At 43.5% G+C, this 12,960-nt stretch carries 8 protein-coding genes; 1 reads left to right on the top strand and 7 read right to left on the bottom strand.

The genetic code is table 11. The features are described from left to right. Positions 1-2,883 carry an SGNH/GDSL hydrolase family protein gene (locus QQL36_RS20905; RefSeq protein ID WP_321566662.1) on the bottom strand — a complete coding sequence of 961 codons (2,883 nt, stop codon included), beginning with the start codon at positions 2,881-2,883 and terminating at the stop codon, positions 1-3. 14 nt (positions 2,884-2,897) lie between these two features. Then, on the bottom strand, positions 2,898-3,332 hold the full coding sequence (locus QQL36_RS20900; RefSeq protein WP_321566661.1) for a hypothetical protein: 435 nt from the start codon (positions 3,330-3,332) through the stop codon (positions 2,898-2,900). Between the two features lie 655 nt (positions 3,333-3,987). On the opposite strand from QQL36_RS20900, the gene QQL36_RS20895 reads away from it, so the two are divergent. Beyond that, a complete protein-coding gene (locus tag QQL36_RS20895; protein ID WP_321566660.1) occupies positions 3,988-4,527 on the top strand; it encodes a hypothetical protein in 540 nt (179 codons plus the stop codon). A gap of 145 nt (positions 4,528-4,672) precedes the next feature. Here the strand turns inward: QQL36_RS20895 and QQL36_RS20890 are convergent, their stop codons facing one another. The 5 genes from QQL36_RS20890 to QQL36_RS20870 form a co-directional block, all read right to left on the bottom strand. Further along, the gene (locus tag QQL36_RS20890) at positions 4,673-6,007 is read right to left on the bottom strand and encodes an MFS transporter (protein ID WP_321566659.1); all 1,335 of its coding nucleotides are present in this window, start codon (positions 6,005-6,007) and stop codon (positions 4,673-4,675) included. Between the two features lie 207 nt (positions 6,008-6,214). Continuing rightward, entirely contained in the window at positions 6,215-9,544 is a 3,330-nt protein-coding gene (locus QQL36_RS20885) for a hypothetical protein (protein ID WP_321566658.1), read from the bottom strand. Between the two features lie 2 nt (positions 9,545-9,546). Then, positions 9,547-10,416 carry an ABC transporter ATP-binding protein gene (locus QQL36_RS20880; protein WP_321566657.1) on the bottom strand — a complete coding sequence of 290 codons (870 nt, stop codon included), beginning with the start codon at positions 10,414-10,416 and terminating at the stop codon, positions 9,547-9,549. A 3-nt stretch (positions 10,417-10,419) separates the two neighbouring features. After that, on the bottom strand, positions 10,420-10,800 hold the full coding sequence (locus tag QQL36_RS20875) for a DoxX family membrane protein (protein ID WP_321566656.1): 381 nt from the start codon (positions 10,798-10,800) through the stop codon (positions 10,420-10,422). Position 10,801: 1 nt separating this feature from the next. After that, positions 10,802-12,910 carry a TonB-dependent receptor gene (locus tag QQL36_RS20870; protein WP_321566655.1) on the bottom strand — a complete coding sequence of 703 codons (2,109 nt, stop codon included), beginning with the start codon at positions 12,908-12,910 and terminating at the stop codon, positions 10,802-10,804. Positions 12,911-12,960: the final 50 nt, after the last annotated feature.

The following is a 12,960-nucleotide window of genomic DNA, read 5'->3' as shown; positions in this document are numbered from 1 at the left end:
TTAATTCTCCTGAACGATTAAACCATTGATGTAAGAAAAAGAACCATAGGTGGTACTGGTTGGTGCATGCACAGACAATTTGATCACACCACTGGCATCAGGCGAAACACTTGACACGGTCGTTTCTCCTGTTGTATTTCCAAGAGCGTTCTGTAGTATTTCAGAACCTCCGTTTACTCTCCATGCACCATATCTTGGAGCAGAAGCAGTGGTATTGCGGGAAGCATACAATTTGATCGTATAAGTTTTGCTGGGGTTCAGACCTTTAATGAGCAGGTTGTCCATGCCTGCTGCATACTTCAGGCTGTAGTTATACCATAAGCCCTGTAATACGATATCCGGAACGACACCGCTATTATTGCCTGTGGTAGAACCATCTGTATTCGATGAGCTATTGCCGGCGTATGGTGCCCAATAAGTGGTGGCATCACTGACGTTATCAATCGTCCAGTTAGTGACAGTATCGGTAGCTATGATATGGGTACCAGCCACCTGGCCATACACATTAAACCAGCCGGGAATGCTGGATACGGCAGTTTTACTGAAGTGTACTCTAAGCGTCTTTTTGCCACCATTATCAGGGTATACTTTCACAGTAGCGTCTGTGCTCAATACTTTTCCTGAGGTATCAGTACCGGTAACCCTATAAATAAAGGTGCCGTTGGTCAGACCAGAGATACTGGCGGTAGCGCTGGTAGTGGCTGCAATTGTAGAAGTATTAGGTCCTGATATCTGGCTCCAGTTAAACGAAGCGATGCTTGCTCCATTAATAGGATTCGCTGTAAGAGTGAGTGTACTGGCGGTTGTACTGGTATCTCTCAGTTTTATCTGGGGAATCAGTGGCAATGGGCCAACTACGCCAATATCAACGATACTAACGTGTGCAAATGTACTGGTGCCACCTGTGCGGAGATTGATATCTAATGAATCCAGATCGGAGATGTAATTAAAGGTGACTGCCCGGCTGTATTCACCTGTACCGGTAGTGGCATATTTAGTATCAACAGATTGAGCAGTGGTCCATGTTTCGGATCCCAGTTTCGCCTGCAATGTTCTTGGTGTAGACGCATCATCCAGTCTGGCACCCCATAATTTTATATAATAGGTATTGTTTTTTGCAAGCCCCTTTATTCTCATAATAATCCCATCCGGATTGACGGAAGAATGAATAAACATATTGTCATAAACAGCCTGAGATGGATAATCTCCAACTGCGACATTGAAACCGTTATAGTTGATGGATTTAGTATCAGAGGTTCCAAATGTACCCTGCGGTAATCCAATGATCTGCACGCTCATGGCAGTAGCCTCATTGGTAGTAGTTCTCAATGCATTGAATGCGGATTTATCAGCAAACCCGGCTACGCCGCCTACGCCATACCAGTTATTCCAGTATTTGCCGGCATTATCAGGTGATGGTGTTGGTTTACCATCCACCTGGTTAGAGCCATTGAGGGTAGTCAGACCATCACCTCCCAGGTCTATCAATAACCTGTAGGTGTAATCGTTCACACCGGGTAGTGTAGGATTATTAATCTGATCCAAAGTGGCAACATTGGAATATGAGGTATAGGTGCCATCCTTTAGCTCAGCCCTGACCCGGAAATACTGTTTGTTATCATTAAAACGGGCGTAGTTGTTTTTTACAATATTGGGTTCTGTTTCTATTTTAAACTGGGACCAGGCAGACTTGTCCAACGATGAATCTACGAGATATCTTTTTACAGTTTTTACCGGCTGAAAATATTCCAGCCATCTATCGAATAGGCTATTGGCAATAAACTGATTACCGGCGCTTGTCAGGTGTACACCATCGCCATTGTTATATTGTGGCAAAATAGCTGCGGTGGTAGCAGGGTCTACGACATCTTTAAACCCTTCAACATAACGCTTGGGCCAGATGGCCCTGATACTGTCGGCCAGTTGTTTAAGCATGAGCTGCTGGGCTTCGTTGTAGGTAGTTCTTGGCTGGGTTGTTTCAAAGAATACAGGAACACCCTTTGCAATAGCCAGCGAATCTACTTTCTTCAGATTAGCAATACTCTGATTAACAGATATGCCGGCAGATGGATCATTTGTAGGCAATGAAACAAATATAAAATCCGGGTTTGAGGTTAAAGCGGATTCAATATTATGCCCCAGTACTCCGCCATTAGCAACAGGCAGCACATCAGTACTGGAATAGCCTGCTACAGAGAGGTTTTCCCATACAGCGCCATATGTATTGTTTGTCAGCCATGCTAATATTTTATCGCCTAACCTGTCTGGTGCAGTCAATCCATATCCGGCCAAAGTGGAAGAACCTATGCCTACTATTCTTGGCCCAATATATAATGACTTGGCATTTGTAAGCCAGCGAAGCGTGAAAGTTTTATTCCCGTTATCGAATATTCCTGCATTCAATTTTAACGAGTCAGTGTTACTTACACTACCATTTGCAGCGCTGCCATTGAGAGAGAAATCTATACCGGTTAGCGCTTCTATATAAATAACATCATTGGTTTGCAGTACGGGGTAAAATGTAATCTTACCCGTATTTTCATCTACTTTTACGCCTTGCGCAGTATCTCTGTATTGGAGTAACCCGTTGCGTAAAACTTTCAGGAAATAGTTGGACAATACGGTATTCTGATAAATACTGTCACCAGCTACCGGGAAGCCTGTAGCGCCAACCCGGAACTGTATTCCTTTCCCTAATTTTCGGAATACGGTTTTTCCATTGCCAGTATTATACAGGAAACCGTTTATATCCTTTGTATTGTTTCTTAATACAAGTTCAGTATTAACAAACTTGACAGAGTCAGGATCTACTTTAAGTGAAGTCTGGGCAAGAGCTGCAATAGAAAGCAGCAGGAACGGGATTATCAGCAATTTATTTCGCATACACATGACAAATGTTATAAAGAGAGATCTACACTATTTAAGGCTTCTATATATATTCTTTCCTTTAGCGTAAGCGCAGGACGGAAAATGACCTTTCCTGCCAGCGTATCGATGCTGACGCCACTTGAGCTATTGGCAGGTTGTAACAGGCCATAACGCCATACTTTGACGTTTCTTTTAACAAGCTCACTGCTGATATAAATAGAATCGCCCGCAGCAGGGAATCCGGCATTACCGACTGTAAACTGAATAGCTTTCCCTGTTATTTTAAAAGCCGTAGTACCATTTCCGTTATTATACAGATATCCGGGAATATCCTTAGTTGCATTACGAACAACGACTTCTGCATTTGTTACTTTTATGGAATCTGGTGTTACGCGCATAGGAGATTGCGCCATGACCTGGTGTGCAGACACAAGCAGGCATGCAAATACTAAATAATGTCCCATGTTTAAATTTTTAAACAATAAAACCCCTTCCCCCTGCTATGCAGGAGCTAATTAGTCCCTCTTAAATGGATAAATGAAATGACTGAATACAGAATATTTTATTCAGTACTGCTACGGAATAATAAGTTCACACATATGGGTATTTGATTACTTTATTACGGGATTATTAAAATTTTCGCATTCTGACGCTCACGGGTATTTACTCACAGTAACGGGATATAACGTCAACAACAATACTCAAGGTTACGATGTAAATATAGAGTAGAAAAAATTGACAGCATATAACACGTTGATGTGATAATTGATTAATTATCAGATAGTTAATTTCTTTCAATTATTTATTTTCAGAATAAGTAGTAAACAGGGTATTCGTGGTTTCTACCAATTCCCGGCTATGATAAGTAATGAACTCTAAATTTTACTGAATAGCGTTGCACCCTACATAGTCAATCAGCATTACTCCAAATAGTTAATGAAGCTATACCATGACTATAATTCTATAAGTACATCATAAGTACATTAAAAGGGCACTTCAATATCGAATCGATATTGAAGTGCCCTTTTAGTGATGTATTAGTACTCAATTAGTGCTATAGTAGTACTATAATCCGGAAGAAGATTTTACCTTTGTTACTGTAACCTCAAAATGTTTGTTATGGCGCTTGTAAAAGACAATTTACTCCTTCATGCCGTGCGGGGCACCCTCGGCAATCAATTCACGATTTACGAACGGAATGACCAGATTATCATTGCCAAAAAACGCGGCCCGTCAAAGAATAAGCCAACGAAAAAGCAACTGGAAGCCCGGTATAAGATGAAAGTAGCCGCAGCTTATGCAAAGGCGATCCTGCTTGATCCGGAGATTAAGGCTTATTATAAGTCATTGGCAGGGCCGGGGCAGAATGCCTATAATATGGCTGTAAAGGATGCTTACAAATCTCCTGAAGTGCAGAATATCCGGTTCGAAGATGATACTGTAGTGGTAACTGCAAAAGATGAATTCAGGGTAGCAGAAGTGACCGTGCGGGTACTCGATGCGGATGGTGAAATACTGGAAAGAGGCGCCGCTGTTGTAGGCAGGAACGGCGTGGATTGGTATTACAAGGTGGCCAGCCGGCCGCCGGGTGGTAAAATTATAGTCGTGGCGGTTGATCTGCCCGGGAATGAAACAGTGAGAGAAGTAAAGTTAGAATAGCGCAGATTTTTGCTTATGCCGAAGCGATAATATTGCTTTCTACACTCAAAATAAATTTGAATTTTGAGTAGTCTGATTTGCCCTGGAAAGAGCAACTTTTTTTATATTTTTTGTACCCAAAACAAGTATGAAAAATGTAAGGCTCTCACACCGCATAACTGCCCTTTTTCGCAGTCACCTTCTGGTATAAAAAATTAAACCCTACCGCTGCTATCAAACAAAAACCTGCTGCTACATACCACCATACCTTAAACCCGAAATGGGCGATCGTAGCAGACCCGATAGTCGGCGACAGGATCGTGGATACCGCAAATGATACGGTATACAATGCCGCATATTGTCCGCGGTTATGCTCTCCACTCCTGCTGATAAAGAAGGCTGTCATAAACGGAATACTCAGCATCTCGCCTGCGGTAAATAAAACGATGAATACAATGCTTACAAAACCTGCTGCAGGCAGGATATTAAAACTCAGGTATGCAAGGCTGGCAAGTGCCACCCCACGGGTCATGAATTCCAGTGGGTGCTTCATATTTTCAATTTTATAGATCAACACCATTTCAATAGCAGCGACAAGCAGACCGTTGAGGCCTAAGACCATCCCGATCTGTGCTTCTTCCAGGTGGAGGACTTCTTTAAAATATAAAGCCACCATGGTCGAGAGTTGTAAAAAACCGGTGGTAAATAAAATACTGAGGGCGATAAAAGCAAGGTAAATTTTGTCTTTGTAAACGCTATCACGTTTAGGTTGGTTTACGCGGGCCCGTTTACCTTTGTTTATGCGTCCAGTTTCACCATTGTCAACACTGTCAATTTTGCCATTGTTTACACTACCGGATTTACCATTGTTTACACTTTCGCCTTCAGCACCAGCAGACTCGCCATCGTGTCTTTTTACCGCCACATGTACCGGCGGAATCATCAACCGCATCACGATTATAGCAACCACACAAGTCAACCCATCTACCCAAAAAAGCAGGTGATAACTATAACTTGCCACTATCCCTCCCACTGCCGGCCCTATGGACCAACCCAGGTTAGAAGCCAGCCTGTTCAGGGAGTAAGACCTTGTCCTGTTTTCCGGACTGCTGTAATGAGCAGTAGCAGCTGTGTTGGCCGGACGAAATCCATCGCCCACCGCACTCAGGATAAATATACAAATACAGAATTGAAGGAGTGTATGCATCTGCCCCAAAACTAAAAAGATCAAGCCCTGCAACAACAAACTCCAGAACTGCACCGGATAAAAGCCATACCGGTCAGATAACCGCCCGCCGCTAAAAGCACCAACAATGCCACCTATACCATAACAGGTCATGACCAAACCGGCCTGTTGAACGGAAAAGTGTAGCTGCTGTGTGAGGTACACAGTCATAAATGGGATAACCATCGCACCACAGCGATTGATCAGGAGTACAACAGCCAGTATCCAGGTGGAGGTCGAAAGGCCAGCGTAGGCTTTTTTATAAAGAGAGAACAAGAGAATGCGGTTTTAAAGGGCAAAATTCTGCGCAAAGGTAATCAGAATTTTAATGGTTCTGCTTCAAAAAAAAAGCAGGTTCCAGCGAAGGCGGAGTTACGCTGAAACCTGCTAATAGTTTTTTATCCAAAAAATGGCTACATGACCTATTGCTATCCAAAGGTCACTGAATGATCCTTTGCTATCCTGATAAAAACCTTACATGACCTATTGCATATTAAAGTTTCCTTTCCCCCTAAAACCTCTATCCAGGAAAGAACGATCCTTCTCCGACACCTTCCCCTCCAACAACTGGTAAAAATCCATTACATTCACCGTTTTCCCTGCCCCCTTTGCCAGCTGCAAAAACTCTGCTACCACACTATTCATCACATCCGGCCCCACCACTTCACTCAATTGGTACAACACCGCGCCTCCTTTCTCATCATACACATACGCCGCTTCTTCATCTGCATCCAACAAAGACGGTTCTTCATTATGATCTGCCGCACGGCCTTTCAGGTAATTATCTCTATCTTTTCCCAAATGCCGCTGCAAGGAAGCTTTCCCATTATACTTCGCCAACTGCTGTAATGCCAGATACCCAGGCACTGAATGCGTCAACACAGGATACCCGGCAGTATGACTGATATTCCCTTGCTGCATATATTGCTCCGCAATCAGTTTTGTTGTAATAAAACGAAGGTAATCCAAATCATCCTGTCTGCGAATATCTGCTATCCAGCCATGATTTTCTGGCAATACCATGATATTACCTGCAGCATACGCTTCTTCATTATAATGTGGTTTTTCGGCGATGCGTAAAGTGGTATAAGGGTAAGGGCCTAAAATAGTATCCAGTGTACCTAATGCTTCACGGGCTACGGCCAGCAAAGATCTTATATTGTAACTATGCCCCGGGTGATAATAGACTTCAATCACTACCGGATGGCCGCTTACCTTCACTGTATCTCTTTGCTGGTTCACCGGATGCGTTTGCAAACTCCCTGGATCCATTTGCTGGCTCTGCGGATGCATTTGCTGCATCCTCATGGTATCCTTTTCCATCGCATACGCCGCCGACAAAATCCTGAAATCATACACCGCCATTCCTTCCGATACAAAACGATAATGATTTCGCCCCTCTTCAGTCCACTGTTTTTCTAAAACCCCCGGTGCAACAATGGTTTGATTTTCCGCTGTACTAATATTGAACACATACCTGATATCACCACCCTGTGTAGATGCAAAACGCTGCTTTGCCGCAAAAGTATCCGTCACCGGCGGAATGCGGGAAACCATTTTCGCCAACCCTAATTGTTCACGATAATTATTGGCTATCAATTCACGATCTTTGTCATAACCAATATGCGGAATCACCTTCTCTGTTATAAAACTACCATTAAACGTCAGCCCCGCCTGTGGATCACTATTTGTAAAACCGGCATATTGCTGATGCCCGCTAACCACCAATGTAAATGAATCATGAGGCTGCAAGGGCACATCTAAAACATACTTCGCATGCCGCAATACCCTATCCATCTGCACTAAACGCGCCCCCCTGATGACATCTATCGCAGAAAAATCCATCCATTCCAAATGCAGTGTATCAATCATACTATTAGATGGATTGCGTAATAACAACACCGCACTATAATCCAGTTTGCGATCAGCAGGATAAATGTTCAAATCCAGTTGTACCTCCTCTACCTCCGGCTGTACTATATGCTCGTATTTTTTATACATCCTCTCATAAAATGCCTGCTCTGCCCGTGAAACGGATTTTGCCTGAAACTTATTCTGCACATTCACCGTTTCATAAATTTTATTTCCGCTAAAAAAGAATAACCCAATCCCAATTACAAACAAGGATAAAAACACCGGAGATGGTCTACGTCTTCTCATTCTTGTAATCAATGATACCGGTGTACCCCGCTGCCATACCCACATCCCTATCGTAAACAATGCCAATGCCAACGCACACCAGTATAACATATACCAACCATGCGCCAAACCAAAGAAACTCATCCCATTCATATCCGTATGCATACCACTACCCGGTGAGAAGATGAAATTAAAACGACTCTGTTCTATCACCTCCATCTCATTGAGTACAGTACTGATCACCAAAAATAAAATACAGATCCAGTGCGTGGCATACCGGTTCGATGTTACACCTGCTACAAAGACTGTCAACAGGATGTAACCAATGTATTTAGGCAGCCACCTGATAAATAGATCATCAAAATATACACCCAGTTCAAAATGATAATATCCTTTACAAACCTGTACAATGATCCCAAAAAGCAGGAGAGACAACGTCATCAGGATCACCACACCCAACATAGCAAATACATTTGATAAAATATTCACCCATGAAGGGATCGGCAAGGCATCTCCAATCTGCCAGAAACCGGAAACCTGTTGCCGGAACAATAATTCTGTTGTATTAATAATGATAAACAACAGCAGGTAAAAGGATAAAGGAACCGTTACACCGGTAATCACTACCGTCACGGGCAATGTAGGGGCAGCGGAATAATACTGCTCTTGCCATACCGCCATATAACCTATGTAAATAACAAATATGAGGAAGAGAAATAATCTAAATCCAATAGGACGCACCACGCTTTTAAATGCCAGCCATGAAAGGGTAAAGGTATGTTTCCAATCGGTCGCTAATGAGAAGGAAGTGGTTACATGTCTGACAGGTGCATGCATCGAAACTGACTGTGGTGAAAGCCCTTCATGCTCCCTCTTCTCTTTCTCCTGCCTCACTACCCCAAACCTCCTGAATGCAAACACCCTATACCCCAACAACACCGCCACCAAACTCACCCCTCCCCAAATCAACCGGTTATACAACAACAATCCCGCAAACTCAGGTGAAAACATATTCTTCTCCTCAGGCGATAAATGCAATAACTGATAATGCAACACTGAAAACCCGGTAGGATCCAGCAATGTCCCCTTAGGCTCACTATCAAAAGTCGTCTCTCCAAATATCATCAGCAGCATCCCTGCCATTGCCACACCATAAGCCGCCCTGCTACTCCGCATAAACACAGTCACCGCAAAACACAAACTATACAACACAATCACATTCGGCAAAAAGATCAATACCAACGCTTTCAAAAAAGCCCCTCCCGAAAAAGGACCCAAATTCGGTATCGGCAATAGATTATACAATAAGATCCCGGCCAGGTACCCTCCATATAACAACAACAACGTCAGCAACGCCCCCGTATATCTACCCCAAAAAAATGAGGACTGGCGTACACCTGTCGTATACAACAACGCTGTAGTCCTGCTATCCAGATCCTTGCCCAAAGCCGCCCCACCTAATATTGCGGTGACAATAAAACCAATATATCCCAATCCTGCCATCACGGTATACAATATCGCCGGTGCATTTGCAAAAGTCTTGTCCGCACTGAAATACTCCCCCGCATGATGCATATAATATACGCCCTGCAACACCATCAACAACAAAAAGATCCACGTAAACGCCTTGCGGAACTGCTGCCTGACTTCGAATTTAAACACTGTACTAAACATAATTAACATTTTAACTGTTCGAAGTAAGCATCTTCCAGCGATGGTGTCTTTGCGACAAAACCTTCATTTGGCGATGCATCTGCCAATACGGTAATGATCAGACGGCCTGCATGAAAACGACTGGAAATGATCTGCATCCCTTCATAACGATATTCCTGCAAGGTCTCTTTGCTCACCACCTTCTCCCACAACTTACCAGACAACGCCTGTTCTATCTCTTCCGGCTTGCCATACAGCAACACCTGTCCATCTCCAATAATAGCCATGTCATTGCATAGCGTTGACACATCTTCTACAATATGTGTGGAGAGAATGACGATGGTGTTCTCCCCTATCTCACTCAGTAAATTATAAAAACGGTTCCGCTCCAATGGATCAAGGCCGGCAGTAGGTTCATCTACGATGATCACTTTCGGACTGCCAAGCAACGCCTGCGCGATACCGAAACGTTGCTTCATCCCTCCGGAATAAGTACCGAGTTTTTTTCTACGTACATGATGCAGGTTCACACGCAGGAGTAATTCATTCACGATATCTGCCCTGTCGCCCGCATGCAAAATGCCTTTCATCTCTGCAATATGATCCAGCATTTCTATAGCAGATATATGCTGGTACACACCAAAATCCTGTGGCAGATAACCCAGTATTTTTCGCATGTCAGCAGGGTTTCGCAGAACATCGATTCCATCCAGCATAATGCTGCCTTTATCCGGTTCCTGCAAAGTGGCAATGGTGCGCATGAGTGTAGACTTGCCTGCACCATTTTGCCCCAGCAGACCAAACATTCCCCTACCAATGGTCAGGGAGATGCCTTTCAAAGCCTGTTTGCCATTGGCATACGTCTTATGAAGATCTTTTATTTCGAGTTGCATAATTTATATAAAGATGTTTAGCAGCCGCCTGTAGCAGCTAAATAATAACAATAGATCAAATCCAAGTAATACGGTATCGTAGCACATATAACCGGTATTGCCGGATATAAATACATGCGTGGCCAGCAGACAAAGCAATAAGGGAATCAGCATGACGGCAGCCAACAGGTATGTCTTTTTAAATACCAACAACAACCCGCATAGTAATTGAAAGAAACCGACAAAGTAGAGATAACCTGTACGATGCAGTAGTAAATAAAACGCCAGAAAATCCGCACTGCCATGAATGCCGTCTGCATGAAAAGGCAACCATAATTTTTCAATACCCGCATAAATAAATTGCAGGGCCAGCAAGCCTCTGAGGATGTAGTACACGATCTTCATGTTAGAACCTTGTTTTCAGTGACACACCGTAAGTAAGCGGAGTCCCCGGCAACAACGGCGTATTCTCCTTCGTCTGCGTTGCATACGCATAAGAAATGTATTTTACATTCCCCAGGTTCTTCCCCCATCCACTCAATTCAAACTGTGCATACTTCACGCCCACCGTGGCATTGACCAGACTAAACGGATCTTGCACCAGGTCATTATAATACGTCATATATTGTTTACCTAACCACTTCCACTCAGGACGTACAAACAGGCTCCACCGATGCCCGAAATCATAGGTATAAGTAAATGCCAGTGAGGATGTAAATGCAGGCGTGAACACCTGTTTATTCCCCTTATAATCTTTGTTCTCACGATTCTCATCAGGCAGTATCAGCGCTTTGAACTCACTACTCACCACCCCAAGATTGTAACTCACTTCCAGCCCTTTCACAGGAATACCTGTCAACTCAATCTCAGCACCTTTATTCTCCATCTTGCCTACATTCTGAATTGCTGTTTCCGGCAGATTCAGCGTCTGCTGCTGATCGCGCCAGTTAGTATAGAACACCGCCACATTCGCACGCAACCTGTGATGGAACCATTCTGATTTAAAACCCAGTTCAAAATTGTCAGTATACTCTGGTTTGTAATTTAACTTCGTTACATCCGTTGTATACTGGTTAAAACCACCTGTACGATACCCTTTCGAATATGTTGCATACACCAGCACATCATTCGCAGGCATATAAGACAAACTCAGTTTCGGAGAAAACGCATTATTATCCCCCTTCAGTTTTTGCTCAGGACTGATCACCACAGGTGCACTACCATCTTTTACATAATCGGTACTGGTCACCAAATCTCTCTTTTCTATATCATAACGCAAACCACCTGATACCTTCCACTTTGGAGAAATCGCATAAGTGAGGTGAGCATATGCAGCAGCACCATAAATATGTTTATCGCCGTAAATGTTGGTCGTATAAGGTGCATTAGGATCATATAGTGCATAGTCATCCCCATAAGTATACACCGTCTGTGAATGTTTACGGTCAATAAAACCAAAGAGTCCACCGGTGAATTGCAGTTTTCTGTCAGCCGCAGTCACAACTTTCAGTTCCTCCGTCCAGGTCATTTGGTCATTCATCGGGGCTGAATAGGTGATCATATCATAGACAGAATAATCCGCATCGTAGTTTCTATAAGTATCACGCAGGTAAGTATAACCAGTAATAGAAGAGAAGGTAGCGCCACGCGTTTTATACTCTGCCAGCAGGGAGCCGGTATACAATTTCCTTGTCTCCTGATTAGTGCCATTCTGGTTTATTTTATACGGATTGGCCAATGCATTCTCTGCACCTAACACGTATGGAAAGGCACCGCTTACATTATCCTGCTCCCCTTTCAGATTGAAAGTAAATGTGAGGCGATCACTGACCAGGTACTTCAGATAAGCATTGCCACCGAATATCTCCGGACGGTCGTATTTGGAGTTTGTATAAAGGTTGGTAAAATAACCATTGCGGGTATCATACATACCAGAGAACCCTGCAAGCAGTTTGTGTTTTACAATAGGACCAGATATACTTAGTCCGTAGTGCTGACTGGCATACTTACCAAAACCTGCTTCTGCAAAACCACGAAGGGTATCGCCCGGCTGACGGGTAAAGATATTGATGATACCACCGAGCGCATTACGACCATAAAGCGTACTTTGCGGCCCACGTAGTACTTCGATCCGTTCGATGTCGTTCAACCGGATAGAACTGGAATACCCATCAAACATTGGAATACCATCGATATACACGCCTACAGCAGGATCTACAGAGAATGTCATAATCCCCCTGATCGAAATCGTACTCAGGGTAGGTGCCCCTACATTCATTGCCATCAGATTCGGCACCTGTAGCAGCAGGTCTCCCATCTCAACTGTCTTAGATCTTTCTAACTGCGCCCCCGTCAGCGCTGATACAGATATAGGTGTTTTTTGCAGAGAGCCTTCACGCTTTTCTGCCGTTATAATGACTGGTTTTAATTCAACACGGTTCATCGTGTCTTTCTCTTGTGCATAGGTATTAGAAAATAGCAACAGGCAAAGCCCTAACGATACAATTCTGACCATTTTATGACATTAATTAACTAAATTGAATGAATACTTGTGGGAAACAAAAG

The sequence above is a fragment of the Chitinophaga sp. LS1 genome, from assembly GCF_034274695.1.
Lineage (GTDB): Bacteria > Bacteroidota > Bacteroidia > Chitinophagales > Chitinophagaceae > Chitinophaga.
The sequence above is the reverse complement of the archived record's forward strand: the minus strand, read 5'-3'. Positions and strand labels throughout refer to the sequence as shown.